This window comes from Acaricomes phytoseiuli DSM 14247 (assembly GCF_000376245.1).
Taxonomy (GTDB): domain Bacteria; phylum Actinomycetota; class Actinomycetes; order Actinomycetales; family Micrococcaceae; genus Renibacterium; species Renibacterium phytoseiuli.
Genome location: NZ_AQXM01000063.1, coordinates 115954 through 142361, shown reverse-complemented (window position 1 = coordinate 142361; position 26408 = coordinate 115954). Strand labels below are relative to the sequence as shown.

The 26408-nt window shown below is 62.2% G+C and carries 20 protein-coding genes and 3 rRNA genes; 5 read left to right on the top strand and 18 right to left on the bottom strand.

Going from position 1 to position 26408, the window contains the following annotated elements; translation table 11 throughout:
* Positions 1 to 116: 116 nt before the first annotated feature.
* The 6 genes from rrf to C501_RS0110640 all read right to left on the bottom strand — a co-directional run bounded on the left by rrf (position 117) and on the right by C501_RS0110640 (position 10402).
* Positions 117 to 233: ribosomal RNA gene (gene rrf, locus C501_RS0110665) — 5S ribosomal RNA — on the bottom strand.
* Between the two features lie 176 nt (positions 234 to 409).
* Positions 410 to 3551: ribosomal RNA gene (locus C501_RS0110660) — 23S ribosomal RNA — on the bottom strand.
* A gap of 415 nt (positions 3552 to 3966) precedes the next feature.
* Positions 3967 to 5497: ribosomal RNA gene (locus C501_RS0110655) — 16S ribosomal RNA — on the bottom strand.
* Together the 16S, 23S and 5S rRNA genes form the textbook arrangement of a ribosomal RNA operon.
* 517 nt (positions 5498 to 6014) lie before the next feature.
* Positions 6015 to 7355 carry a tyrosine--tRNA ligase gene (gene tyrS, locus C501_RS0110650; protein ID WP_018135614.1) on the bottom strand — a complete coding sequence of 447 codons (1341 nt, stop codon included), beginning with the start codon at positions 7353 to 7355 and terminating at the stop codon, positions 6015 to 6017.
* A gap of 80 nt (positions 7356 to 7435) precedes the next feature.
* Entirely contained in the window at positions 7436 to 9775 is a 2340-nt protein-coding gene (locus C501_RS0110645) for a HelD family protein (RefSeq protein WP_018135613.1), read from the bottom strand.
* Positions 9776 to 9892: 117 nt separating this feature from the next.
* A complete protein-coding gene (locus C501_RS0110640; protein ID WP_018135612.1) occupies positions 9893 to 10402 on the bottom strand; it encodes an adenine phosphoribosyltransferase in 510 nt (169 codons plus the stop codon).
* 277 nt (positions 10403 to 10679) lie between these two features.
* Here C501_RS0110640 and C501_RS0110635 point away from each other — a divergent pair, with 277 nt between their 5' ends.
* Positions 10680 to 10940, top strand: coding sequence for a hypothetical protein (locus tag C501_RS0110635; protein WP_156807739.1), 261 nt, complete (start codon positions 10680 to 10682; stop codon positions 10938 to 10940).
* Here C501_RS0110635 and C501_RS0110630 read toward each other — a convergent pair.
* Positions 10928 to 11677, bottom strand: a complete 750-nt coding sequence (locus C501_RS0110630) for a DNA-3-methyladenine glycosylase (protein WP_018135610.1) — start codon at positions 11675 to 11677, stop codon at positions 10928 to 10930. The two genes, C501_RS0110635 and C501_RS0110630, sit on opposite strands and share 13 nt — an antisense overlap.
* Positions 11678 to 11703: 26 nt before the next feature.
* On the bottom strand, positions 11704 to 12387 hold the full coding sequence (locus tag C501_RS0110625; protein ID WP_018135609.1) for an SDR family oxidoreductase: 684 nt from the start codon (positions 12385 to 12387) through the stop codon (positions 11704 to 11706).
* Between the two features lie 131 nt (positions 12388 to 12518).
* On the opposite strand from C501_RS0110625, the gene C501_RS0110620 reads away from it, so the two are divergent.
* On the top strand, positions 12519 to 14078 hold the full coding sequence (locus tag C501_RS0110620; protein ID WP_018135608.1) for a DNA-3-methyladenine glycosylase 2 family protein: 1560 nt from the start codon (positions 12519 to 12521) through the stop codon (positions 14076 to 14078).
* Positions 14075 to 14641 carry a methylated-DNA--[protein]-cysteine S-methyltransferase gene (locus C501_RS0110615; RefSeq protein WP_018135607.1) on the top strand — a complete coding sequence of 189 codons (567 nt, stop codon included), beginning with the start codon at positions 14075 to 14077 and terminating at the stop codon, positions 14639 to 14641. Before C501_RS0110620 ends, C501_RS0110615 begins: the two co-directional genes overlap by 4 nt.
* 10 nt (positions 14642 to 14651) lie before the next feature.
* Here the strand turns inward: C501_RS0110615 and C501_RS0110610 are convergent, their stop codons facing one another.
* Positions 14652 to 15944 (bottom strand): sodium/calcium exchanger protein, encoded by a 1293-nt coding sequence (locus tag C501_RS0110610; protein ID WP_018135606.1) that lies wholly within the window; start codon positions 15942 to 15944, stop codon positions 14652 to 14654.
* Positions 15945 to 15965: 21 nt separating this feature from the next.
* On the opposite strand from C501_RS0110610, the gene C501_RS14635 reads away from it, so the two are divergent.
* Complete coding sequence (locus C501_RS14635) at positions 15966 to 16085, top strand: hotdog family protein (RefSeq protein ID WP_211206374.1); 120 nt, start codon at positions 15966 to 15968, stop codon at positions 16083 to 16085.
* Between the two features lie 160 nt (positions 16086 to 16245).
* Here the strand turns inward: C501_RS14635 and argH are convergent, their stop codons facing one another.
* The 9 genes from argH to C501_RS0110560 form a co-directional block, all read right to left on the bottom strand.
* Positions 16246 to 17688, bottom strand: a complete 1443-nt coding sequence (gene argH / locus C501_RS0110600; RefSeq protein WP_018135604.1) for an argininosuccinate lyase — start codon at positions 17686 to 17688, stop codon at positions 16246 to 16248.
* The gene (locus C501_RS0110595) at positions 17685 to 18890 is read right to left on the bottom strand and encodes an argininosuccinate synthase (RefSeq protein WP_018135603.1); all 1206 of its coding nucleotides are present in this window, start codon (positions 18888 to 18890) and stop codon (positions 17685 to 17687) included. The genes argH and C501_RS0110595 overlap by 4 nt, the downstream gene beginning before the upstream one ends.
* Positions 18891 to 18961: 71 nt before the next feature.
* Positions 18962 to 19519 carry an arginine repressor gene (locus tag C501_RS0110590; RefSeq protein ID WP_018135602.1) on the bottom strand — a complete coding sequence of 186 codons (558 nt, stop codon included), beginning with the start codon at positions 19517 to 19519 and terminating at the stop codon, positions 18962 to 18964.
* Positions 19512 to 20453, bottom strand: a complete 942-nt coding sequence (gene argF, locus C501_RS0110585; RefSeq protein WP_018135601.1) for an ornithine carbamoyltransferase — start codon at positions 20451 to 20453, stop codon at positions 19512 to 19514. Before argF ends, C501_RS0110590 begins: the two co-directional genes overlap by 8 nt.
* Complete coding sequence (locus C501_RS0110580; protein ID WP_043568936.1) at positions 20450 to 21727, bottom strand: acetylornithine transaminase; 1278 nt, start codon at positions 21725 to 21727, stop codon at positions 20450 to 20452. The genes argF and C501_RS0110580 overlap by 4 nt, the downstream gene beginning before the upstream one ends.
* Positions 21720 to 22682, bottom strand: a complete 963-nt coding sequence (gene argB, locus C501_RS0110575) for an acetylglutamate kinase (protein ID WP_018135599.1) — start codon at positions 22680 to 22682, stop codon at positions 21720 to 21722. The genes C501_RS0110580 and argB overlap by 8 nt, the downstream gene beginning before the upstream one ends.
* Positions 22679 to 23890, bottom strand: a complete 1212-nt coding sequence (argJ, locus tag C501_RS0110570; RefSeq protein WP_018135598.1) for a bifunctional glutamate N-acetyltransferase/amino-acid acetyltransferase ArgJ — start codon at positions 23888 to 23890, stop codon at positions 22679 to 22681. Before argJ ends, argB begins: the two co-directional genes overlap by 4 nt.
* Positions 23887 to 24951: an N-acetyl-gamma-glutamyl-phosphate reductase gene (argC, locus tag C501_RS0110565; RefSeq protein WP_018135597.1), complete on the bottom strand. Its 1065-nt coding sequence runs from the start codon at positions 24949 to 24951 to the stop codon at positions 23887 to 23889. The genes argJ and argC overlap by 4 nt, the downstream gene beginning before the upstream one ends.
* Before the next feature lie 38 nt (positions 24952 to 24989).
* Positions 24990 to 25343 (bottom strand): hypothetical protein, encoded by a 354-nt coding sequence (locus C501_RS0110560; RefSeq protein WP_156807738.1) that lies wholly within the window; start codon positions 25341 to 25343, stop codon positions 24990 to 24992.
* A gap of 42 nt (positions 25344 to 25385) precedes the next feature.
* On the opposite strand from C501_RS0110560, the gene C501_RS0110555 reads away from it, so the two are divergent.
* On the top strand, positions 25386 to 26351 hold the full coding sequence (locus C501_RS0110555) for a quinone oxidoreductase family protein (protein WP_026174833.1): 966 nt from the start codon (positions 25386 to 25388) through the stop codon (positions 26349 to 26351).
* Positions 26352 to 26408 lie beyond the last annotated feature (57 nt).

Here is a 26408-nt window from a genome sequence, read left to right as displayed (position 1 = left end):
TGTCAACCAAACCCGGGGCAGACCCATTCCGGTCCTTGGGCGCCCGATGTGGCTGTTGTTAAAATAATAAAGAGAGAGGGAACCACGGCTTTGTGGTTCCCTCTCTTGTAATGGTTGTTCGGCGGTGTCCTACTCTCCCACACCCTGTCGAGTGCAGTACCATGGGCGCTGTGGGGCTTAGCTTCCGGGTTCGGGATGGGACCGGGCGTTTCCCCCACGCTATGGCCGCCGAAACTCTATGTCACCACCCCTGTGGAGGGGGTGAAGTTTCGTGTGACTGTTACGTCAAGTCTTATGTAGTTATCTCAATGGTTCCTGTGCTTTTCATACCGCGGTGTGGTTTGTTGTTTGGGGACCGTAGAGTGAACGCGAGCACCCTCCCAACTCTTTTGAAGTGTTGTTGGGTTTGTGGGTCAGGTTATCGGCTTATTAGTACCGGTCAGCTTCACACATTACTGTGCTTCCACGTCCGGCCTATCAACCCAGTGGTCTGCTGGGGGCCTCTCCCACCAAATGGTGGATGGAAATCTCATCTTGAAGTGGGCTTCCCGCTTAGATGCTTTCAGCGGTTATCCCGTCCGAACGTAGCCAACCAGCCGTGCACCTGGCGGTACAACTGGCACACCAGAGGTTCGTCCGTCCCGGTCCTCTCGTACTAAGGACAGCTCTTCTCAAATTTCCTGCGCGCGCAGCGGATAGGGACCGAACTGTCTCACGACGTTCTAAACCCAGCTCGCGTACCGCTTTAATGGGCGAACAGCCCAACCCTTGGGACCTACTCCAGCCCCAGGATGCGACGAGCCGACATCGAGGTGCCAAACCATGCCGTCGATATGGACTCTTGGGCAAGATCAGCCTGTTATCCCCGAGGTACCTTTTATCCGTTGAGCGACGGCCATTCCACAATGTGCCGCCGGATCACTAGTCCCGACTTTCGTCCCTGCTCGAGATGTCTCTCTCACAGTCAAGCTCCCTTGTGCACTTACACTCAACACCTGATTGCCAACCAGGCTGAGGGAACCTTTGGGCGCCTCCGTTACTTTTTGGGAGGCAACCGCCCCAGTTAAACTACCCATCAGGCACTGTCCCTGACCCGGATTACGGGCCGAAGTTAGGTGCCCCAAGTGATCAGAGTGGTATTTCAACGATGACTCCACACACACTAGCGTGCCTGCTTCACAGTCTCCCACCTATCCTACACAAACCACTTAGAACACCAATACCAAACTATAGTAAAGGTCTCGGGGTCTTTCCGTCCTGCTGCGCGTAACGAGCATCTTTACTCGTAGTGCAATTTCGCCGAGTTCATGGTTGAGACAGTAGGGAAGTCGTTACTCCATTCGTGCAGGTCGGAACTTACCCGACAAGGAATTTCGCTACCTTAGGATGGTTATAGTTACCACCGCCGTTTACTGGGGCTTAAATTCTCAGCTTCGCCCACAAAGGGGCTAACCGATCCTCTTAACCTTCCAGCACCGGGCAGGAGTCAGTCCGTATACATCGTCTTGCGACTTCGCACGGACCTGTGTTTTTAGTAAACAGTCGCTTCCCCCTGGTCTCTGCGGCCCACACCCGCTCCGAGGAGTAAATCCTCATCACGGATTGGGCCCCCCTTCTCCCGAAGTTACGGGGGTATTTTGCCGAGTTCCTTAACCACGATTCTCTCGATCGCCTTGGTATTCTCTACCTGATCACCTGTGTCGGTTTGGGGTACGGGCGGCTGGAACCTCACGTCGATGCTTTTCTCGGCAGCATAGGATCACCGAATTCCCCCATCAGGGGGTCCCATCACGTCTCACCCTCAGTATCAAAACTAGCTCCACGGATTTACCTATGGAACGGGCTACCTGCTTAGACCGGGACAACCATCGCCCGGCTCGGCTACCTTCCTGCGTCACACCTGTTAATACGCTTACCTCCCAGGATAAGGTCCCGCGATCAGCAAAAAACCTCACACCACAAGGGCGATCAGTCATGCGTCTGGCGGTTAGTATCACCTGCTCAGTATGGGCGGTTCTTCGCCGGTACGGGAATATCAACCCGTTGTCCATCGACTACGCCTGTCGGCCTCGCCTTAGGTCCCGACTTACCCAGGGCAGATTAGCTTGACCCTGGAACCCTTGATCATTCGGCGGACGGGTTTCTCACCCGTCTTTCGCTACTCATGCCTGCATTCTCACTCGTGTGGCCTCTACCGCTGGTTTCCACCGCGGCTTCACTGCCCACACGACGCTCCCCTACCCATCCACACCCCTGAACACCACGGGTAAACCCGTGACACTAGGGTACGTGTGTGAATGCCACAACTTCGGCGATGTGCTTGAGCCCCGCTACATTGTCGGCGCGGAATCACTTGACCAGTGAGCTATTACGCACTCTTTCAAGGGTGGCTGCTTCTAAGCCAACCTCCTGGTTGTCTAAGCAATCCCACATCCTTTCCCACTTAGCACACGCTTAGGGGCCTTAGTTGGTGGTCTGGGCTGTTTCCCTCTCGACTATGAAGCTTATCCCCCACAGTCTCACTGCTACGCTCTCACTTACCGGCATTCGGAGTTTGGCTGACGTCAGTAACCTTGTAGGGCCCATCGGCCATCCAGTAGCTCTACCTCCGGTAAGAAACACGTAACGCTGCACCTAAATGCATTTCGGGGAGAACCAGCTATCACGGAGTTTGATTGGCCTTTCACCCCTACCCACAGCTCATCCCCCCAGTTTTCAACCTAGGTGGGTTCGGTCCTCCACGACGTCTTACCGTCGCTTCAACCTGGCCATGGGTAGATCACTCCGCTTCGGGTCTAGGACACGCGACTGAATCGCCCTATTCAGACTCGCTTTCGCTACGGATACCCCGCACGGGTTAACCTCGCCACGTATCACTAACTCGCAGGCTCATTCTTCAAAAGGCACGCCATCACAGGAACAAGCCTGCTCTGACGGATTGTAAGCACATGGTTTCAGGTACTATTTCACTCCCCTCCCGGGGTACTTTTCACCTTTCCCTCACGGTACTTGTCCGCTATCGGTCACAAGGGAGTATTTAGGCTTATCAGGTGGTCCTGACAGATTCACACGGGATTTCTCGGGCCCCGTGCTACTCGGGATACGACTCAAGCAGCGCACAACATTTCAACTACGGGGCTCACACCCTCTACGGCCGGTCATTCAAAACCGTTCATCTATACCTGCGCATTACACTTCACCAGTCCGGCAGAACCAGTACGAATCGTCCCACAACCCCGCGCCTGCAACCCCTGCCGGGTATCACACAGACACGGTTTAGCCTCTTCCGCGTTCGCTCGCCACTACTAACGGAATCACTTTTGTTTTCTCTTCCTGTGGGTACTGAGATGTTTCACTTCCCCACGTTCCCTCCACACACCCTATGTGTTCAGGTGCGGGTCACTACCCATAACAGGCAGCGGGGTTTCCCCATTCGGACATCCTCGGATCACCGTTCGGTTATCAACTCCCCGAGGCTTATCGCAGATTCCTACGTCCTTCTTCGGCTCCTTGTGCCAAGGCATTCACCATGTGCCCTTGAAAACTTGAACCACAAAAACCAGAACAAAAAATAAACTACTAATTGCTCTAATATAAGATGCTCGCGTTCACTATACAGTTCTCAAACAACAACCCACACCCCAACCAAACACCAACAACAACCGGTATTCCAGTCAAAGCACAGGAAACAAAACAACAAACCCCACACCAAAAGTGCGGGCGCCTGTTGCCTCAGGCCCCAATAGTGTGTTTCATCACCCCCACACCATCAACCAACAAGAAACCCTTCCAACCAGCAAAAACCGGCGTACTAAGCACTCACTGACTCACGATCACGAGGCACTATTTGTTGATATTCCACCCATGAGCACCCACCGAAACACTGTCGGTTCCGCAATGGGCTTTACTCCTCACACCCACACCACCAACCATGCGGCCAGCGACTGAGTGCTTGGTGCTCCTTAGAAAGGAGGTGATCCAGCCGCACCTTCCGGTACGGCTACCTTGTTACGACTTAGTCCCAATCGCCAGTCCCACCTTCGACGGCTCCCTCCACAAGGGTTAGGCCACCGGCTTCGGGTGTTACCAACTTTCGTGACTTGACGGGCGGTGTGTACAAGGCCCGGGAACGTATTCACCGCAGCGTTGCTGATCTGCGATTACTAGCGACTCCGACTTCATGGGGTCGAGTTGCAGACCCCAATCCGAACTGAGACCGGCTTTTTGGGATTAGCTCCACCTCACAGTATCGCAACCCTTTGTACCGGCCATTGTAGCATGCGTGAAGCCCAAGACATAAGGGGCATGATGATTTGACGTCATCCCCACCTTCCTCCGAGTTGACCCCGGCAGTCTCCTATGAGTCCCCGGCCGAACCGCTGGCAACATAGAACGAGGGTTGCGCTCGTTGCGGGACTTAACCCAACATCTCACGACACGAGCTGACGACAACCATGCACCACCTGTCACCCAGCCCCGAAGGGAAACCATATCTCTATAGCGATCTAGGCGATGTCAAGCCTTGGTAAGGTTCTTCGCGTTGCATCGAATTAATCCGCATGCTCCGCCGCTTGTGCGGGCCCCCGTCAATTTCTTTGAGTTTTAGCCTTGCGGCCGTACTCCCCAGGCGGGGCACTTAATGCGTTAGCTACGGCGCGGAGAACGTGGAATGCTCCCCACACCTAGTGCCCAACGTTTACGGCATGGACTACCAGGGTATCTAATCCTGTTCGCTCCCCATGCTTTCGCTCCTCAGCGTCAGTTAATGCCCAGAGACCTGCCTTCGCCATCGGTGTTCCTCCTGATATCTGCGCATTCCACCGCTACACCAGGAATTCCAGTCTCCCCTACATCACTCTAGTCTGCCCGTACCCACCGCAGATCCGGGGTTAAGCCCCGGACTTTCACGGCAGACGCGACAAACCGCCTACGAGCTCTTTACGCCCAATAATTCCGGATAACGCTCGCACCCTACGTATTACCGCGGCTGCTGGCACGTAGTTAGCCGGTGCTTCTTCTGCAGGTACCCTCAACTAGCAAAACTAGCCTTGTTCCCTACTGAAAGAGGTTTACAACCCGAAGGCCGTCATCCCTCACGCGGCGTCGCTGCATCAGGCTTTCGCCCATTGTGCAATATTCCCCACTGCTGCCTCCCGTAGGAGTCTGGGCCGTATCTCAGTCCCAGTGTGGCCGGTCACCCTCTCAGGCCGGCTACCCGTCAAAGCCATGGTAGGCCATTACCCCACCATCAAGCTGATAGGCCGCGAGTCCATCCAAAACCACAAAAGCTTTCCACCACCAGAACATGCGTCCAATGGTCATATCCAGTATTAGACCCAGTTTCCCAGGCTTATCCCAGAGTCTTGGGCAGGTTACTCACGTGTTACTCACCCGTTCGCCACTAATCCACGGTGCAAGCACCGCTTCATCGTTCGACTTGCATGTGTTAAGCACGCCGCCAGCGTTCATCCTGAGCCAGAATCAAACTCTCCGTCAAAAAACATCAACAGACCAACGAATGATCCAAGCATCAACTCCATCACATCACACACAGGAGCGCATGACACAACAGAACGACACCATCTACAAAAACGGTATCAACAAACACAAAACACACTATTGAGAACTCAAACAACAGACGATTTCAAGGATTCTAGAATTAGTTTCAAAACCAATCCGAATTCTGCTTGACTCGTTATTACTTACTTTATTTGATTCATTTTCTTCTTGTCAAACCGGACTATTTCCCGGAATTCACATGAATTCTATCGAATCCGCCCACTACTTTATTGAGCTTTTCCTGTGCTGAGCCTGAGGCGCAGAAGGATTAGCTTCAGTAGAAGTATAAGGGTTTGGTTTCCGCTGCAATTGCTAGGGGCCGGTATGAACTCCGTGCCTTGAGCCTTACTGCAGCGGGCGACTTGTACTACTATACACGCCCCCTCGGAGGATGCAAACCCTCCGTAGCGTGAGCTGTACCACAACCCAAAAAGCCTGCTGAATCGCCCCTGGAATCAGGCCACTTCGAGCAGTGCCATCGTGCGCTTGCCCCGGCGCACCAGCAGGTACCGGCCGTGCAAGAGCTGTGATCGCTCGATCCGGCTATCGGGGGCTGTCACTTTCTGGTTGTTGACGTAAGCCCCGCCGTCGGCCACAGTGCGCCGGGCCGCAGAGTTGCTCTCCACGAGCCCCGATGCGACCAGAAGACTCACGATATCCAGACCGTCATCGAAGTCATCAGCGCTCAGTTTCGTGTACGGCAGCTCCGCGGTGGCGGCCCGTAGGGTGCTCTCATCGAGCCCCTCGAGTTCCCCTCCCCCGAAAAGCGCTCGGGAAGCATCGATCACTTTGCCAGTGGCCTCTGCACCGTGAACCATCGAAGTCACTTCCCAGGCCAGAGTCTTCTGCGCGGCGCGCTCATGCGGTCGCTCCGCAGTGACCTGAGCAAGCTCTTCGATCTCGGCGCGAGAGAGGAAGGTGAAGACCTTCAGCCGCTCAGCGACATCCGCATCCGCGGTGTTGAGCCAGAACTGGTAGAACTCGTAGGGGCTGGTCAATTCCGGGTTGAGCCAGATGGCATTGCCTTCGCTCTTGCCGAACTTGGTCCCGTCCGCATTCGTGATGAGCGGAGTGCCGACCGCATGGACGCTCTTGCCCTCCACCTTGCGGATGAGCTCGGTTCCGGAGGTCAGGTTCCCCCATTGATCGGAACCGCCGAACTGCATCGTGCAGCCGTAGTTCCGGTTGAGCTCCAGGAAGTCCAGGCCCTGCAGTATCTGGTAGCTGAACTCCGCATAGGAGATTCCCTCGTCCGAGTTCAGCCGGGAGGCGACGATATCTTTTTTGATCATCGTGCCGACCCGGAAGTTCTTGCCGATATCGCGCAGGAAATCGATGGCGCTCAAGGGGGCGGTCCAATCCAGATTATTGACCATCCGCGCCGGGTTCTGGCCTTCGAAAGAGAGGAAGGGCTGCACCTGAGTCTGAATGCTGCGCACCCAGTCCGCCACTTGTTCCTTGGTCTGCATGCCTCGCTCCGTGGTGGGTCGAGGGTCCCCGATCATGCCCGTGGACCCGCCCACCAGTGCCAAGGGATGGTGCCCGGCGAGCTGTAAGCGTCGCATGAAGATGAGCTGCACCAAGTGGCCTAGGTGCAGGCTCGAGGCGGTGGGGTCGAAACCGCAGTAATACGTCACCGTCTCTTCGTTGAGCGCTTTCTCGAGAGCTTCCGGATCAGTAGACACCTGGATCAGGCCGCGCCAGAGCAGCTCCTGCCAGATATTCGGAAAGCTTTCATCATTGCGCTGCGGCCGGACAGAACCGGAAGGAACAGGGAGACGGGGATCGGTTGACACATCCTTAAACTACCGCAATCCCGGTACTCTCGGAGATTCCGCAGGCCAGTGAACCACTCAGCCCGATTAGTTCCTGGCGGTCAGTCCCCGATGCCCGCAGGCAGCTCAGCAGCGTGGATAAGCCGCAGCCGCTGCGTCGGCCGGGTCATCGCCACATAGAGATCGCTCACCCGGTCACCGCTGATGAGCTCTGCAGGTTCCACCACGACGACCCCGTCGAACTCCAACCCCTTGGCATCGTGCGGGCTGAGCACCACGATGTCCTGGTTCAGCGAACCGGCCCCGTGCCCCACTCTCGAACCATACAGCTCCACGAGCGCAGGGGTGAGGTCCGCTATCCGCTCGGGCGTCGCGATGATCGCGAGCACACCACCGTCAACCGCCGCGAGCTCCTCCGGCACCGCCTTCGTTACGGCCTCGGTCAGCTGCGTCGGCTCCGCCACATGATCTATCACCGGCGCCCAGCGGCCTTCACGGACCGCTTGCGCCTCGGAGATATCGCTCAGCTGCCCGGCGGCTCTGGCCATCCGGGTGGCCATCTCCACGATCTGCGCCGGGGTCCGGTAATTCACCGTGAGCTCTTCCCGGTGCCAATGCTGGCCAAAGTGCGGGGCGAGCGCCTCATCCCAGGAATGCGCAGCTGCCGCCCCAGAGGCCTGGGCGATATCTCCGACGATCGTGAAGGACTTCACCGGGCAGCGTCTCGCCAGAAGCCGCCACTGCATCGGTGAGAGCTCTTGCGCCTCATCTACGACGATATGCCCGAAGGCCCAGCTGCGATCCGACATCGCCCGCTCCGCAGGAGGCATGTGCTCCTGCTCCCAGGTATTGTGATCGGCCAGATCGGCGGCACTGACGAGACCGTCGACACCGGAGTCGGCAAGGCTCTGCTGCATATTGCGCAAAGCCTGCTCGGCATTCTCCAGATCCCGTTGCCAGGCCGCGCCCTGGGTGTTATCGGAACGGCTGCCGTCGGTTTCGCCTAATAGTTCCGCGGCTTCGTCGAGAAGCGGAACATCAGATTCTGTCCACGGGGATTCAGCATCCCGGAGCAGAAGTTCTCGTTGTGCCGGGCTCAGCTCCGGGGCCGCAGCTTCCAGCACCGCTGGTTTCGCGAAAAGCTCACTGACCAGGCGCTCCGGAGTCATCGGCATCCAAGCCAGATTGAGCGCTACGCGCACGTCCCGGGCGGTGCGCACCTCCTCACCGGCGTAAGAGCGGTCCGCGGTATTCCCGCGGGAACCGGCTTCGAGTTTCTCGGTGAGCTGTTCGGTCAGTTCCCGCAGCAGGATCTTCACAAAGGTAAGCCGGGCTTCATTATGCGGCTTGCCCGTAGCCCGTGCTTTGTCCCGGGCCCGGCGCACTTGCTTAGCGGTCAGGGTCAGCTGCTGGCCTTCGACATTCAGGGTCTGATCTTCGGCAGGTACCCGCTGACGGTTCGCTACGGCGCGCTGGATGATCTTCGCCATCACCTCGCGCCCTTTGATCTCGGCGACCTCCGGAAGATCTTCTACGCCCGAGGCGTCGATTCCGGGCATCAAGCGGCCCAGGCTCGCCATCACCACTCCGGTCTCACCGAGCGAGGGAAGCACGCGTTCGATGTATTCCATGAAGGACGATGAGGGGCCGACGACCAGTACTCCCGCCGAGCCCAGGCGCTTGCGATGTGTGTAGAGCAGATAAGCGGCCCGGTGCAGCGCCACCGCTGTCTTACCGGTTCCGGGGCCGCCCTGCACCACCAGTGCGCCTGAAAGCGGAGCGCGCACGATCCTGTCCTGTTCGGCCTGGATGGTGCTGACGATATCGCCCATCCGGCCGGTGCGCTTGGCATCGAGCGCGGCCAGAAGCGCGCCTTCACCCTGAAGCTGCTCGCCCTCCTTGAGTAGCTCGCTATCCAGCACATCGTCTTCGATCGCGGCGACTTCCCGGCGCTGCAGGATCAGATGGCGGCGTCGGCGCACCCCCAGGCGCTCGAAGGCCGTCGCTTGGTAGAAGCTGCCCGCTTCCGGCGCCCGCCAATCCACCATGAGTTGCCGGAGATCATCTGTGGACAGACCGATGCGGCCGATATAGCGCCGTTCCCCTGAGTCGAGATCCAGCCGGCCGAAGACCAGCCGGTCATCAACCGCGTTGAGCTGCGCCAGCCGGTCTTCATACATTGTCGCGAAGGCGTCCCGCTCGGAACGGTTCTGATGCGATCCGCCGGTGTTGTTCTTCCGCACCTGCACGAGCTGGCTAACCTTCTCCTCGCGCAGCTCATCAAGCCGGGCATAGAGAGCGGCGACGTATTCCCGCTCCTGGCTCAGCTCTTCCTGCCGCTGGATCCCGGGCCGCCCAGCGGCAGTACCGGATTCAGAGGTAACTTCAGAGGTAACCGGGGTGTTACCGTCAGCAGGATGAGCGGGCTCGGCGTCAAGCATTGAGGCGTCCTCTCTGGGTCTGGTGCATGCTGGCGAAGCAGACCGTCTATTCTACGCCTCATTGCATGAATAGGAATTGAACAGGGCCTCCACCCGGATACCCGATGCTCAAGGCGCTCAGATCTGCAACAAGGAGTGGACCGGGTAGCCCGCTAAAGCGGAACGGCCGCCGAGTTCGCTGAGCTCTAGAACGACGCCGAAGCCAGCGACCTCGAGCCCGGCCTGCTGCAACAACCTCGCCGTCGCCGCGAAAGTACCGCCCGTAGCCAGCACATCATCAAGGACCAGGACGCGACTTCCTGCAGGCAGGTCCACCGGCGATAACTCTATGGCGCTCTGACCGTATTCCAGTTGATACTGCTCACGGTACGTGGCTCTGGGCAGCTTTCCTGCTTTACGAATGGTCAGTGTTCCGGTACCGCTGGCATAAGCGGCAGCCCCGGCTAGCAGGAATCCGCGGGCCTCGACGCCCGCCACCGCATCGAAGCCCGCTTCCGGGAAAGCCCCGAGCAGAGCGTCGATGACCAGTCGCATCGCCGGCCCATCGGCGAAGACCGGGGTCAGATCCTGGAAGAGCACCCCTGGCTCAGGGTAATCGGGGACGGTTGCGCAGAGATTCGAGATCACGTCCTGAACCGTTGTTTTGTGCCCAGCTGTGACTGAGGCTGGCTGAAGTGCGGAGTCACTCACGATTTTCGTACCCGTCCTAGGTCTATCGCAGGCCGACCCGCCTGCGCCGAAGGGCCGAGGGCCCTTCTCAAAAGCCTACCGATCAACTAGCCTGTGTGAATTACCGGAACTTTCATATTTCTCAGAGTTCTCCCAGAAGATCCGGTGAAGCAGCCATTTCACCGAGGGAATCGCTTCCCGTGATTCCCCAGTGGCCTGTTGTGAAAGGAACGATGTGAACGTGTCCCCCCGCACTATTCGCACCCTGACCGCACTGGCTTTCGTCCCGGCTCTGCTGGGTTTGAGCCTGGTAGGAACAGCAGCAGCGAACGCAGAAGAAGCCCCCAGTGGACCGACGATCTGCAGCACTCCCGACAATCCGCAGGCCGGGGTGCAGCTGGCCACCCGCGGCAGCAGGCCCGGCGGCCTGGAGCCCTGGGTCTGCGCACCGAAGAACCCCAATAGCTGGTACGTGCCCAGCCCCTACTGCCCCTGAGCCAGTCGCCGTGGTGACGCGGGCCGGGGCTTGGCAGGACGATAACGGGACACCGTAGGATCACCGTCGATCCAGAACCGCCAGGGATACTCCGGCCCGCCCCCCGGGCCTGCGACGCCGACCCGGGGGCCGCTAACGACAGCCAGCGGCAGCGGGTCCGCCAGGACCAGGCTCACCCGGAGCCCACCCTCCGGCGCTGCCCCCGCCGCGTTCCGCGGCGCAGCGTCCTCAGTGGTGACAGCTGTGCCGTTAGCGGATCGATCAAGGCCCAGAGCTGAGGCCAGCCGTGCCGGGCCGGACGCCAGATCAGCATCCCTCCGCGCAGCCGGCCGGCGGGACCGAGCCACCTCGAGCCCTGCGATGACCTCCCCCGCGCGGAAGAGGATGCCGGAGGCGGTCCCTTCCGCTGAGCACACGAGGTTCGCGCAGTAATGCATCCCGTACGTGAAGTAGACATACAGATGACCGGGCGGGCCGAACATCACCGCGTTCCTCGCCGTCCGGCCCCGATAGCTGTGCGAACCCGGGTCCGGTGCCGGCGAATCTGCCGGACCAAGGTACGCCTCGACTTCCGAAAGGCGCACCGCGACGGTATCGACCCCATTGCTTACCGTGAGCCTCGCTCCCAACAGCAAAGGCGCAAGGCTGAGCGCATCATGGTGCAGCAATCGGTGGTCACCGCTTAACTGCAGGCCAGGTGCGTCTACAGCGGCCGCACCCAGGGAGCCCTCCGCCACTGATCCCTTTCGTCGGACTTCGCGGTTCAGGACGCGGCTAAATCGGCTAGAGCCGCCACTGCTTCGGCAACCTGCGTCGGGCCGGAGACCAGCTCCAGCACCTGGTTCACCCCGGCCCGCGCGTTCAGCAGCGCGACAATGACTGCGGCGACATCGGCACGGGTCACGTCCCCGCGTTCCGCACTGGGCTTGAGCGTGACATCACCCGTACCAGAATCGTCGGTGAGTCGACCCGGGCGCAGAATAGTCCAGTTCAGAGCACTGCGGGCGCGCAGGTCGTCTTCAACGGCGAGCTTCGCGACGAGGTAGGCGTGGAATTCTGCATCCATGCCCTCGGGGTGGTACCCATCCCGCACTGTCTCGACACTCATCGCGGAGATCTGGAGCAGCCAGGGAACCCCTGCGGCTTCGGCGGCGTCGGCCAGCAAGACTGCCGCTCCGCGGTCCACCGTGTCCTTCCTCGCGGCTCCGCTGCCCGGCCCCGCCCCCGCGGCGAAGACCACCGCGTCGAAACCTTTGAGCCGTTCTGCAAGCTCCTGGGCAGAAGCTGACTCCAGGTCGATGAGCATCGGCTCGATGCCGAGCTCATTCAGTTCCCCGGCTTGCTCCTCCTTGCGGATCAAGCCCACCGCTCGGTGACCTTCGCGCGCCAGCTGTTCGCCCAGCAGCAGCGCGATCTTCCCATGACCTCCAGCAATCGCAATCTCCATAGGGCCATCCTGGCACACTCCGGGCCGTCACAAACAGTCCCGGAATCCGTATTCGATCAGGCTATCCGACAGAGCACCGCAATGTCCGATTTCCGCTAGTCAAGATCAGGATGAGCTGACAGGATTGAACCATGGACTTCGAAACGGCGGACTTCGAACAGCGCTACCGGGTGATCACTGCCCGGGACACTCGTTTCGACGGCCAGTTCGTCACCGCGGTGCGGAGCACCGGCATTTACTGCAGGCCTTCCTGCCCCGCTCGCACACCCCGCCCCGAGAACGTCAGTTTTTACGCCACAAGTGCGGCAGCCCACGAATCCGGTTATCGGGCCTGCAAGCGCTGCTTACCAGAGGCGGTGCCGGGCACGCCGGAATGGAATCTGCGTTCCGATCTGGCCGGCCGGGCGATGCGACTGATCCTCGACGGCGCGATAGACCGGGGCGGCGTCAGCTCCCTAGCAGCTCAGCTGGGCTATTCCGCCCGGCAGCTGAACCGTATTCTGCACGCTGAGCTCGGTGCCGGCCCGTTGTCACTCGCTCGGGCCACCAGGGCACAGACCGCCCGAACACTGCTGACCGGCACCACGATGCGATTGGCCGATATCGCCTTCGCCTCCGGCTTCTCCTCCATCCGGCAATTCAACGACACCGTGCAGGAAGTCTTCGCACTCACCCCGAGTCAGCTGAGAAGCACCGCGAAACCAACGGGACAGCAGACTCCTGAGGACCAGGATGATGCCTATGGCACTGAGGTCAACCTGCGCCTGCCTTTGCGTCCGCCGTACGATCCAGGGATCTTCGACTTCCTGGCCGTCCGCGCTCTGGCCGGAGTCGAGATAGCCGACGCTCGCAGCTACTGCCGCTCCTTAGCTCTACCCCACGGGGCCGCCATCATCTGGGTCCAGCTACCGGAGGAAATCCCGGAAGAAGGTGGGCAGGGCCCGGGAGCCTCCGCTGACCATCTTCGGTTGCGCGCCCGGCTCAGTGAGATCCGCGACCTACCGGTGCTGCTGAGTCGAGTGAGACGACTTTTCGATCTCGACGCGGATCCGACCGCGATAGATACCGCCTTGCAGCCGGAGCTGGGTGAGCTGATCCTGCGGCGCCCCGGCATCCGGCTACCCGGCGCCCTGGATGCCACAGAGATGCTGCTCCGGGCTATGGTCGGCCAACAGATCAGTGTGGCCGCCGCGCAGACTCAGCTACGGCGTTTAGCCGAGCTCGGCGACCCCAACCCCTTGGCCCGCAGCGGCGAACCGCAGCGGTTCGCCCCGACCGCGCAGCAGATCAGCACGGCACTAGCCGCTGACGAGAAGACGCTATTCCGCGGACCGGCACGGAGGGTGCAAGCCATCGAGCACGCGATGCACAGGCTCGCCGGAACGGATGGCACGTCGCCGCTGCAGCTGAGCCTGGGCGATGACCTGGACTCACTACGCGATAAATTGCTGCCGCTGCCCGGCATCGGCCCGTGGACGGTCGACTACCTCGCGCTGCGGCTGCTGGGCTCCCCCGATCTTTTCCTGGCGACAGATTCCGCAGTACGCCACGGTCTCGCCGTGAGCAATATCAACAACAGCACACCCGCACGTTTCTCCCCCTGGGGCTCATACGCCACGATGCAGCTATGGGCGGCTTCCGCAGCCAGCACAACAGACAACCGACAGAAAGCGACGGCACCGCAGTCATGAGCGCCACCTTCTTCACGATCAACACCCCTGACGGCCCTTTCAGCGTCATCACCGATGTGGTCGATGACTCGCACTGGGTGCTGGCATCCGGCTGGACCGCAGGCCCCGAGGCTCTGCTCGGCCAGATCCACAGCAGCCTCCGCCCGGGCTCCGAGCTGACCGAGTCGCACAACGCCTCCGCTGAGATCACCGCCGCGGTCGATGCCTACTATCAAGGGGATCTCTCACCTATCCGGAACGTCCCGGTACTTCAGCGCTCCGGGCCGTTCCGCAGCCGGGCCTGGGAAGTGCTGCGCGATGTGGCCCCCGGGAAGCCTGTCACGTACAGCGACTACGCCGAGCTGACCGGCAATCCCGCTGCCATCCGGGCTGCCGCAAGCGCCTGTGCCAGCAATGCCGCAGCGCTCTTCGTACCGTGCCACCGGGTGATCCGGCTGGACGGCAGCCTGGGCGGCTTCCGCTGGGGGCTACCGGTGAAAGAGCGGCTGCTGGAGCGGGAACGGACCATCGTGCACGGTGAGGAAGCCCTCATCCCGCCGCTAGCCGTCACGGTGAAGCGCTAAGCCAGATGGCTCAGCCCCCGGCTCGGTCAGCTTTATCCGCACCGAGCCGCTGCTGACGGGTGCGTCCATCATGGCTCTGCACCGGGTAACCATCCGGGCTGTCCTTGCCGGTGAACGCCAGTTTCAAGGACGGCAGAATGGCGCGGCGGTGCAGCACCAGCAGGATCAGCGCCAGGATCAGATAGATCGCCGAAACCGCGTAGCGGGCTTCCGTACTCACGAAGATGAAGGTCGAGGTGAACATGATGAATAGGACAATCGCCCAACGAGCCGAGAATTTCATGCAGAGCAGGATGGCGATGCCGAGGATCGTCTGGGCTGCGGTCAGCGTGAGCTCTTCAACCTGGCGAGCGCCGAGCGGCAGACCCCAGCTGCCCCCGCCGATCACGTAGGCAACCGGCAACGAACCCACCAGGGCGGTCCACTGGTTGACCTTGCTGGCCACGAGCAATCCCAGTGCCATACCGGCCTTACCGCGCGAGGCGAAGAGAATGGCTATCACGAATTCAGGAGCCTCGGAGGCCAAGGGGGCCAGCCACTGCACCAGCAGGAAGTCTTCGATGCCGAGCTGGCGACCTACCGCGATGAGACTCTGCGAGAAGGGTTCGGCGAGCAGCAGGATCGATACCGCACTGAACACGAAGAGCACGCTGAGAGTGACCCTTCTCGGTGTCTTCGCAAGCGCGCCGAGGCTTTCGGAGACGCCGACGAGCTCGGGCTCTTCCCGATCGCCCTTGGAGACGCGGTAGAGGTAGTAGCCGAAAAGGCCTAAGAGCAGCAGGCCCGTGAAGATGTTGATCTGGCCGGTGAGCGGGATCATGAGGCCGACCGCCGTGGCCACGATGAGGAAGCCCACTTCGATACGGTTGTCCCGGCGCAGGATGACCGCGAAGGGCTTACCCTGGATATCCGGGTCTGCGGGGAGCCCACGGCGACGGAAGGAGCGGTAGCAGGACCAGGCCACGAGGACCATAAGCGGCCAGGCCACGCCCAGGAGCAGACGGTTGGCGCCCGTCATGTTGGCGGCCGCGAATTCCGCCATCGCCGGATTCGAGCCGGCGCTGAACGCAAAGTAGAGGTCCACCGCGTATTCGGGCAGGATCGCGACCACCGCGAGCAAGCCCACCATGAGACCGCCGGAGATATCCCGCTCAGCCGCTTCACCGGTCCAAGCCAGGAGGAATGCAGCGCCGATGACCGCTATACCGAAGAGCAGAAGCGAGAGCACCGGTGGCGCTTCCGCCCCGGTTAGGCGGAGCGTCAGGCCGGGGATCGACACGACGGCAATGTGGCCGGAGTGCATTTCGGCGGCAGCCTCTTCGCCATGACGGATCCATTCTGGATGCTGCTCCTGCTCAAACACCTCGGCCGGGATCACGTGATCTGGGACAAGGCCGCGGAAATAGATTTCCGCACACCAGGCCGGGGCACTCTGAGCGCCTAGTTCGCCCTCGATGACAACGTCCTAGCCGACCTCCGGCAGCGCACCGAAACGGGCGAGAAAGTCCTAAAGTGGTTCAACACCGAGGTCAAAGACCAGCACGGAGATACCGTGGCCGAGGTGCGCAAGCAGATCTATCTGCGCAAGAAACCTGCCCGAGACGTCAGCGAGCGTACTCCCTGAGCGGCGCCAGTGCGGCATCCAATGCTGCCCGTTGCTGCAACACCGCGGACGGCGCGGTACCTCCTTGGGCGTGACGGCTGTTCAAGGAGCCCTCGGTGGAAAGCACTTGGCGCAGTTCAGGCGTGAACTGGTCTGAAATCCCCGCATAGTCGGCGTCGCTGAGATCCCAGAGTTCTACGCCCCGGGACTCCGCGAGCCGCACCGCCGCACCGGAGAGCTCATGCGCCTGCCGGAAGGGAACCCCCTGCCGCACCAACCAATCGGCGACATCAGTGGCCAGCGCGAAGCCCAAAGGCGCCAGCTCAGCCATCCGCTCGGTATGGAATTCGAGTGTTGCCATCATTCCGGAGACCGCGGGCAGAAGCAGCTCAAGCGTATCGGCGGCATCGAAAACCGGCTCTTTGTCTTCTTGCAGATCCCGGTTATAAGCGAAGGGCAACCCCTTGAGCGTGGCCAGCAACCCGGTCAGATCCCCGATCAACCGGCCGGCTTTGCCCCGCGCCAACTCGGCCACATCCGGGTTCTTCTTCTGCGGCATGATCGATGACCCCGTGGAGTAGGAGTCATCCAGGGTGACGAAGGAGAATTCCTTGGTCGCCCAGAGGATGACCTCTTCGCTCAACCGGGACAGATCCACCCCGATCATCGCGGCGACCCAGGCGAACTCGGCGAAGACATCCCTCGATGCTGTGCCGTCAATGGAGTTCCACACCGCCGAATCGAAACCGAGCTCAAGCGCCACCGAATTCGGATCCAACCCCAGGGCCGAACCCGCCAGGGCTCCCGATCCGTAGGGTGAGACCGCCGCTCGGCGATCCCAGTCCTGCAAGCGCTCCAGATCACGCTGCAAGGCCCAGGCGTGGGCTAGCAGGTGATGACTGAGCAGCACCGGCTGGGCGTGCTGCAGATGCGTTCGGCCGGGCATCGCCGCACCGTGATGCCGCTCCGCCTGGGCGAGCAGTGCATCGATGACCGCCAGCACTCCCCGAGCGATCAGCCGGGCATGATCCCTCAAAAACATCCGGCCCAAGGTCGCGATCTGGTCGTTACGGGACCTGCCGGCCCGCAGTTTTCCACCCAGCTGGGCACCGGCCCGGTCGATCAGCCCGCGCTCCAGGGCCCCGTGCACGTCTTCATCGGTTTCGGCGGCGACGAAGCTGCCATCGACCACATCCGATTCCAACCGATCGAGCGCTTCGAGCATCTGCGTCAGCTCCGCATCATCCAGCAGCCCGGCACGATGCAACACTCTGGCGTGGGCTCGAGATCCAGCGATGTCATAACGGGCCAGCCGCCAGTCGAAATGCGTGGATTTGCTCAGTGCCGCTAAAGCCTGAGCTGGGCCGCCCGAGAACCGCCCGCCCCAGAGCGAACCCTCATTCGTGCCTTCGCCGCTTCCGCCTCCGGAGCTCTCCGCACTCATGACCCGGCAATCCGCTGATCCCGGGAAGAGGCTACCTTGGCACTCATCCCCCACAGCTCGATAAAGCCCTTGGCCTGGGACTGGTCGAAGGTATCGCCGATATCGTACGTCGCCAGATTGAAATCATAGAGGCTGGTATCGCTGCGCCGTCCCGTCACCTGGGCGACCCCGCCGTGCAGGACGACCCTGATATCCCCGGAGACATAACGCTGGGTATCGTCGATGAAGGCGTCCAGCGAGCGCTTGAGCGGGGAGAACCACTGGCCGTCGTAGACCAGCTCCGTCCAGCGCTGACCAGCCGTCGCTTTGAAGCGGGCCTGTTCGCGCTCCACCGTGATGTCCTCCAGGTGCTTATGCGCGGTGATCAGGGTCATCGCCCCGGGGGCCTCGTAGACTTCGCGGCTCTTGATGCCGACCAGCCGGTCTTCCACCACGTCGATCCGGCCCACACCCTGGGCACCGGCGCGCCGGTTGAGTTCTTGGATGATCTGCAGCTGGCTGAGCTCCACCCCGTCCAGCGCCACCGGCACGCCTTCCCGGAAACTGATGATGACTTCATCCGGGGCGGGCGGGAACTCCGGGGTCGCGGTGTAGTCGTAGATATCTTTCGTCGGCGCGTTCCAGAGGTCCTCGAGGTAACCGGTTTCCACCGCGCGGCCCCAGACATTCTGATCGATCGAATACGGGTTCTTCTTCGTGGTCTCGATCGGCAGATCGTTCCGCTCGGCGTATTCGATGGCTTTATCCCGGGTGAGCGCCAAATCCCGGACCGGGGCGATGCAGGTGAGATCCGGCCCCAGGGTCTGGATGCCGACCTCGAACCGCACCTGGTCGTTGCCCTTTCCGGTGCAGCCGTGCGCCACCGTGCTCGCGCCGAACTGGCGGGCGGCGGCAACCAGATGCTTCACGATCACCGGGCGGGAGAGCGCGGAGACCAGGGGGTAATGACCCTGATACAGGGCATTAGCTTTGAGCGCCGGCAGACAATAACCCTCGGCGAACTCATCCCGTGCATCGGCGACATAGGCTTCAACCGCTCCGCAGCCCAGAGCCCGCTGCCGGATGGTCTCGAGCGATTCGCCGCCCTGGCCGACATCCACGGCTACCGCAATGACCTCTGCCCCCGTAGCTTCATCAATCCAGCCGATGGCCACCGAAGTGTCCAGGCCACCGGAGTACGCGAGCACCACCCGATCCGTCATCTCTTCTTCCCTTCACTCTTTCCGGATTCTCAGAATTTCATCGTTGTTCTGACGACAGCCCAGGCCATCGGCTAGGTCTGTTCAACACTCTGTTCAGTAGTGTGCTGGTCAGTAGTGTGCTGAGCTAGGCGCAGGAACCTTTCCGCCAGCGCCGGCCCGCCCCGCGGGTCCCGGGAGATCACCAGGACCGTGTCATCGCCGGCGATGCTGCCCAGGATCTCCGGATGGGCGGAGACATCGATCGCCATGGCCAGGAAATTCGCGGCCCCCGGCGGTGTGCGCAGGACGACCAGATTGGCCGAGCTTTCCGCGGTCACGAGCAGCTCCGCGCAGAGCTTCGCCAGACGGGAGTCGAGCGCTTCCCTCGGCACCGCCGCCTGCGGCGTCCGGTCCGCACCGGCCTGGGGCACCGCATACACAAACCCCGCCTCGGCGCGGACCCGAGCTGCCCCGAGCTCTACAAGGTCTCGGGAGAGCGTCGCCTGGGTCACCTGGACTCCGTCCTCGGCGAGCAGGGCGGCCAGCTCCGCCTGGGAGCGCACCGGGCGTGCGGTCAGCAGCGCCGCGATCCGCGCCTGTCGTGCGGTTTTAGTCGAGGGGATGACAGCCTTCTCCGGGGCTTTAGCCATGACTGCGCTCCAGGAGCCAGGCCAGCAGTGCTTTCTGGGCGTGCACCCGGTTCTCGGCTTCATCCCACACCACGGACTGCGGGCCGTCCAAGACCTCTGCGGAGATCTCATAACCGCGATACGCCGGCAGGCAGTGCAGCACGATGGCATCCGGCTTGGCCTGCCGCAGGGCCTGTGCGTCGAGGATATAAGCACGGAAGATCTCCTGACGGGCCGCTTTCTCAGCCTCTTGGCCCATTGATACCCAAGTATCCGTGGCCAGAACATCGGCATCCGCAACAGCTTCGTCGAGATCTTCGGTGACGAGCACTGAGCCGCCGGTCTGCGCGGCTCGTTCCTTCGCCGTGGCAAGGACAGCCGCATCCGGCTGATATCCCGCGGGGGCGCCGATCCGGATGTGCATCCCAGCGGTAGCGCCAGCCAAGAGATAGGAGTTGGCCATATTATTGGCTCCGTCCCCCAGGTAGGCCAGGGTCAGCCCCGCGAGGTCGCCTCGATGCTCCCGGATGGTCAGCAGATCGGCGAGCAGCTGGCACGGGTGGTAATCATCGGACAGCGCATTGACCACGGGGACCGCGGAGTGTTCCGCCATCTCCTGCAGACCGGACTGCGCAAAGGTGCGCCAGACGATCGCGGCCACCATCCGCTCGAGCACCCGGGCGGTATCCGCCACGGACTCCTTATGCCCTATCTGAGCTTCATTCCCGGCGATGATGAGCGGGTTTCCACCCAGTTCGGCGATCCCCGCGGCAAAGGAGACCCGAGTCCGAGTGGAGGTCTTATCGAAGATCACCGCGACGGTCTTCCGGCTCGCGCCGGGGCCGGCCAGAGGCTGCAGGGACGCTGGCTCGCGTTTGAGCTGCAGCGCCAGGTCGAGCACCTGGGCCTGTTCTGCGGGGCTGAGGTCGGTATCGACCAGAAAGTGCCTGCTCATGAATCATCCTCCGTTGCGATGCCTGCGGCACGGTCTAGTAAAGCTGGCAGATCTGCCAGGAACTGCGCCGCCTGAGATTCACTGAGGATCAGCGGCGGGGCCAGGCGGAGCGTCTTCGGGCCGGTGGCATTGAGCAGATACCCCGCGGATAGACCCGCCTGGACCACGGCGGGGGCTATGCCTGCGCCTCCGGACTGCGAAGACTTCAGATCGAATCCGATCAGCAGCCCGGCACCGCGGACCTCCGCGACCTGGGGCAATGCTGCCAGCCCGGTGCTCAGCTGCTCTCCGCGCTCGCGCGCAGCAGCCAAGAGCCCGTCATCCTCGATCACCTGGAGCGTGGCCAGCGCCGCGGCGGCGGCCACCGGATTGCCTCCGAAGGTGGTCCCGTGCGCTCCGGCGCTGAGAACTCCGGAGACCTCCGAGCTGAACGTCAGCAGAGCACCGACGGGGAATCCCGCGCCGAGGCCCTTCGCCAGGGTGGTGGCATCAGGGAGATCCGCTGCGGTCAGTTCTCCCGCCGGGCCGTGGCCGGGCCCGTAGCACTCCGGATAGGCGAACCAGGCGCCGGTACGGCCCGCGCCAGTCTGCACCTCATCGACGATCAGCAGCGCCCCGGCTTCCCGGGTCAGCTGCCGCGCTGCCGCCAAATAGCCCGGGGGCAGCGGATGCACTCCGGCCTCACCCTGAATCGGCTCCAGCACGAGCGCCGCGACATCCCTGGCAGCCAATGCCTCCCGTAACGCTTCGCGATCCCCCGCGGCCAGATGCTCCACCGGGGGCAGCGGCTCGAAAGGCGCCCGGTACTGCGGCTTCGCGGTGAGCGCGAGGGCACCCGTACTGCGGCCGTGAAAACCGCCGGTGAGCGCCAGAATGCGCCCTTTTCCGCGCTGATTGCCATAGGCCCGAGCGAGCTTATAGGCGGCCTCATTGGCTTCGGTGCCGGAATTGGTCAGGAAGACCCTGCCGGATTCCGGGGCCCCGGCCAGGGCGAGCAGCCGTTCCGCGAGCGCGATCTGCGGCGGGCTGGCGAAGAAATTGGAGATATGCCCCAGGGTCTCGAGCTGTTTCGTGATCGCTGAGATCAGTGCCGGATGCCCGTGGCCGAGCGCGTTGACGGCGATGCCGCCCAGCAGATCGAGGTAATCCTGCCCATCGGCGTCCCAGACTACAGCCCCCTCACCCCGCACGAGCACCCGCTGCGGAGTGCCGAAGACCCCGAGCAGGGCGGACTCATAGCGCTGCTGCCAGGCCGCGCCACTCTGCTCAGTCATGATCGGCACCTTCTGAGCTGTCCTCGTCCGGGAAGACTTGGGTTCCGTTGCCGGCCTGGGTGAAGATCTCCAGCAACATGGCATGCGGGCTGCGTCCGTCGACCACTGAAGCGCTCTGCACACCGCCGGTCACCGCATGCAAGCAGGCGGACATCTTCGGAATCATCCCGGAGGCCAGCGATGGCAGCAATTCCCGCAGTTCGGTGACGCTCAGCGCACTGATCAGCGAATTCTTATCCGGCCAGTTCCGGTAAAGGCCCTCGACATCGGTCAGGATCATCAGGCGGGAGGCCTTCAGCGCTACCGCGAGCGTCGCCGCAGCGGTATCCGCATTGACGTTGAGCACGCTTCCGGGGACTCCGACTTCGGGGGCCACCGTGGAGATCACGGGAATCCGCCCGGCATCCAGGAGATCCAGGATCGCCCCGGGGTTGACGCCCACCACTTCGCCCACCTGGCCTAGATCCACGGGCATACCATCGACCACGGTGCCGGTGCGGACCGCCTGGAGCAGGCAGCCGTCCTCACCGGAGAGGCCCACCGCGTGGCTGCCCACCGCTGAATCACCGGCGGTGCTAACCGCATTGATCGCACCGACGAGTTCCCGGCCGACCTGACCGGTGAGCACCATCCGAACGACGTCCATCGCCTCCGGCGTGGTCACCCGCAAACCGCCCCGGAACTCGGAGGCTATGCCCAGACGATCGAGCATCTGGTTGATCTGCGGCCCACCACCGTGGACCACCACGGGCTTGATGCCGACATGCCGTAAGAACACCATGTCTTCGGCGAAAGCTTGCCGCAGCTCCGCACTGACCATGGCGTTACCGCCGTATTTGATCACCACGACGGTTCCCGCGAAGCGCTGGATCCACGGCAGGGCTTCGATGAGGATCGCGGCCTTCTGCTGGGCCTGGTGGGCTGCGGCCTGATGTTCTGGAGTATTGGGTGTCATGACGAATAGGCGCTGTTCTCGTGGACGTAGTCGTGCGTGAGGTCATTGGTCCAGACCGTGGCCTCAGCGGCACCGGCCTTGAGGTCGATCTCCACCAGGACCTGCCGCGGGCCGAGATCCACCAACTCTCGGGGCTCGCCAATGCCGCCGTTGCGGCAGACCATGACGCCGTTGATGCTGACATCGATCTGATCAGGATCGTAGGCGGCATGGGCCTCCGGGACGGTGCCCACCGCGGAGAGCACCCGGCCCCAGTTCGGGTCACCACCGAAGATCGCTGTCTTGAACAGGGCCGAGCGGGCCACCGCATGCCCCACCTGTGCGGCTTGTTCCTCGGTTTCGGCGTTGTAAGTGCGGATCGTGATGTCGTGGCTGGCGCCTTCGGCATCGGCGATCAGCGCCTGGGCGAGGTCCTGGCAGAGTGCGCTGAGCTGATCCTGGAAGAGCTGCGGCTCCGGGGTGATTCCACTTGCCCCGGAGGCGAGCAGGATTACGGTGTCATTGGTAGACATGCAACCGTCCGAGTCCGCCCGGTCGAAGCTCCGGCGGCAGGCTTCACGCAGAGCAGTATCGAGTGATTCAGGGCTGAGCACCGCATCCGTAGTGAGCACGACGAGCATGGTGGCCAAGGCCGGTGCCAGCATTCCGGCCCCTTTGGCCATGCCGCCGATGGTCCAGGCGCCCTCCGGGGTTTCGCACCGCGAATCTCCCTGCTTAGGCACGGTATCGGTGGTCATGATGGCTTCTGCGGCCTGCTGGCCGCCCTCCGGGTTCAGCGCATCCACCGCCGCTTGGATCCCTGGGAGCAGCTTGTCCATGGGGAGCTGCTCGCCGATCAGACCGGTGGAGCAGACCAGAACATCCGCGGCCGATATCCCGAGGAGCTCCGCCACGCGTTCGGCCGTGGCATGGGTATTGGCGAACCCTTCGGCACCCGTGCAGGCGTTGGCGCCGCCCGAGTTGAGCACTACCGCATCGGCCCGGCCATCACCGATTACTTGCCGCGACCAATGCACCGGCGCCGCAGCGAACCGATTACTGGTGAAAACCGCCGCTGCATGATGCAACGGGCCGTCATTGACGACCAGGGCAATGTCCCGGGCACCGGAGGCTTTGATGCCCGCGGCGATACCGGCGGCCCGGAATCCACGCGGAGCGGTGACTCCGTGCTGATCGGCGCGTGCTTGTGCTGTTTCTGGCTCTATCATGGCGCGACTCCTAGCGTGCTGAGACCGGTGGACTCCGGCAGGCCGAGAGCGATATTCATGGCTTGGATCGCTCCACCAGCGGTGCCTTTGGTGAGGTTGTCGATCACCGAACAGATCACGATCCTGCCACTGCGGGCATCGTAGGCGAGCTGGATCACCGCGTGATTGGAGCCGAGCACCGATTGCGTGCTGGGCCATTGGCCTTCCGGCAGCACGTGGATGAACTCTTCTTCGGCGTAGGCTTCCTGCCAGATCCGCCGCAACGCCTGTTCATCCGACAGAGCTCCGGAGGAATCCGGTGCCAATCGAGCCGTGGCCGTGCAGAGGATGCCGCGGCTCATCGGGGCCAGCGTCGGGGTAAACGAGACGGTGACCTGCTCCCCTGCGAGCCGGCTGAGGCTCTGCTCGATCTCCGGGGTGTGCCGGTGCCCACCGCCCACGCCGTACGGAGTCATCGAACCCATCACTTCGGAGCCGAGGAGATGAGGTTTACTCGCGCTCTTGCCCGCACCCGAGGTCCCTGAAGCGGCCACGATCACCACATCCTGCGGGACGAGCACGCCGGCGGCGAACCCCGGGGCCAGGGCAAGCAGCGCGCTGGTCGGGTAGCAGCCGGGAACAGCGATTCGATGTGCGCCGCGGAGCGCCTCGCGCTGCTGGCCGCCGCCGGGCAGCAGTAGCTCGGGCAGGCCGTACGGCCAGGTGCCGGCGTGTTCGGAACCGTAGAACTCCTGCCAGGCACTGGCGCTGGTGAGCCGGTGATCAGCCCCGGCATCGATCACCAGGGTCTCCTCAGGAAGCTGAGCCGCCAGCGCTGCGGAGGCTCCGTGCGGCAGGGCGAGGAAGACCACATCGTGCCCGGAGAGGTTCTGCGCCGTGGTTTCCTCGAGGATGCGGTCCGCCAGAGTATGCAGATGCGGCTGGAGCCCGCCGAGCCAGGAACCGGCGTTGCCGTGCGCGGTGATCGCGCCGATGCTGATGCCAGGATGGCCGGAAAGCAGTCGCAGCAGTTCGCCACCGGCGTATCCGCTGGCTCCCGAAACTGCGACGGAGAAAGTCATAGTCTCACTCTAATGTAAATATGCAGAGTAGAAAATATTTATACACCCTTACTGCTTAGAAGTCGCCCGAAGACAAACCTGCGAAGCAGAAAAGCAAGCGGAATGCTCATAATCACCAGAAGCGCCACCAGCATGGCAAGGAGATACTGCATGGTGACCACACCCAGCAAGACCGTGAACGCCATCGCGACGAGCCAGGTCGCCATGTATTGCCTCAGCAGCCCCTTGACTCCGAACTTCAGCTCGAGCGTGAAATGGATCGTGGTGACAAACGGGCTGAAAAGCGCGGCAGCCGTGAAAGCCGCAGCGTACGGGGCGAAGTAGCCCAGGAATAGCTTTCGTGCAACGAATCGGATCCCGCCCGGAAGACCTACGATAGGAAAGCTAGGCAACGGGGGCAAGACTACATCTGAGAACATCCCGGAAGGCAGTGAATTATGCAGAGTATCACCGTGACCGAGTACGGCGATCCCAGTGTGCTGAAGCTCCAGGAACAGCAGCTCCCCGAGCCCGGGCCCGGCCAGCTCTTGGTCAAGGTTGCGGCCACCGGCGTCAACTACATCGAGACTTATCAGCGGGAGGGCATCTACCCGGTGCCGCTGCCCTTCATCCCCGGAACCGAGTACGCGGGCACCGTCAGTGCCATCGGGCCCGGAGTCAGCGGCTTCAGCGAAGGCGACCGGGTGGCAACCGCCTCGGGCGACGCCGGTTATGCGGAATACGCGCTGGCGGATGCGGATAAATCGATTTCCGTGCCCGAGGGAGTCGATCTGGACATCGCCGCAGCCCTGCCGCTCCAGGGAATGACCGCGCACTACCTGAGCAATTCGGCTTTTCCGGTGCAGACCGGGCAGACGGTGCTTACCCATGCCGGAGCCGGCGGGGTGGGGCTGCTGCTGACCCAGCTGCTCAAGGCCAAAGGGGCAACCGTGATCACCACCGTCTCCGGCCCAGAAAAAGCCGAGCTCGCCCGTAGCGCGGGCGCCGATCACGTGCTGGAATACGAAGGCTTCGCGGAGGAGGTCCGCGAGCTGACTGATGGCCACGGCGTACCCGTAGTGTTCGACGGGGTGGGGCAGGCAACCTTCGACGGCTCGCTTGCCGCCCTGGCCCGGCGCGGCACCTTGGTACTCTTCGGTGCTGCCTCCGGCCCGGTACCACCGCTCGATCTGCAGCGGCTGAATTCCGGCGGTTCGCTTTTTATCACCCGCCCCTCATTACCGGACTACACGCACACCGAGGAAGAGCGCAATTGGCGAGCCGGGGAGCTTTTCGACGCACTGCGGGCCGGGAAGCTCCAGGTGCGGATCGGCGGCCGTTACGCTCTGGCGGATGCGGCGCAAGCGCATCGCGACCTCCAAGCTCGGAAGACCACAGGGAAGCTGCTCCTGGTTCCCTAACCCGTCACTTTTGATGCCGTCCGTGACATTTGAGGCGCTTCGTACGGCATCAATTGT

Coding starts and splice junctions, on each gene's coding strand:
- C501_RS0110645 (WP_018135613.1), bottom strand. CDS start 9,775: ATGCTTGACGCCGAGCCCGCTCATCCTGCTGACGGTAACACCCCGGTT.
- C501_RS0110625 (WP_018135609.1), bottom strand. CDS start 12,387: ATGGAGATTGCGATTGCTGGAGGTCATGGGAAGATCGCGCTGCTGCTG.
- C501_RS0110620 (WP_018135608.1), top strand. CDS start 12,519: ATGGACTTCGAAACGGCGGACTTCGAACAGCGCTACCGGGTGATCACT.
- C501_RS0110615 (WP_018135607.1), top strand. CDS start 14,075: ATGAGCGCCACCTTCTTCACGATCAACACCCCTGACGGCCCTTTCAGC.
- C501_RS0110610 (WP_018135606.1), bottom strand. CDS start 15,944: ATGCACTCCGGCCACATTGCCGTCGTGTCGATCCCCGGCCTGACGCTC.
- C501_RS14635 (WP_211206374.1), top strand. CDS start 15,966: ATGACGGATCCATTCTGGATGCTGCTCCTGCTCAAACACCTCGGCCGG.
- argH (WP_018135604.1), bottom strand. CDS start 17,688: ATGAGTGCGGAGAGCTCCGGAGGCGGAAGCGGCGAAGGCACGAATGAG.
- C501_RS0110595 (WP_018135603.1), bottom strand. CDS start 18,890: ATGACGGATCGGGTGGTGCTCGCGTACTCCGGTGGCCTGGACACTTCG.
- C501_RS0110590 (WP_018135602.1), bottom strand. CDS start 19,519: ATGGCTAAAGCCCCGGAGAAGGCTGTCATCCCCTCGACTAAAACCGCA.
- argF (WP_018135601.1), bottom strand. CDS start 20,453: ATGAGCAGGCACTTTCTGGTCGATACCGACCTCAGCCCCGCAGAACAG.
- C501_RS0110580 (WP_043568936.1), bottom strand. CDS start 21,727: ATGACTGAGCAGAGTGGCGCGGCCTGGCAGCAGCGCTATGAGTCCGCC.
- argB (WP_018135599.1), bottom strand. CDS start 22,682: ATGACACCCAATACTCCAGAACATCAGGCCGCAGCCCACCAGGCCCAG.
- argJ (WP_018135598.1), bottom strand. CDS start 23,890: ATGATAGAGCCAGAAACAGCACAAGCACGCGCCGATCAGCACGGAGTC.
- argC (WP_018135597.1), bottom strand. CDS start 24,951: ATGACTTTCTCCGTCGCAGTTTCGGGAGCCAGCGGATACGCCGGTGGC.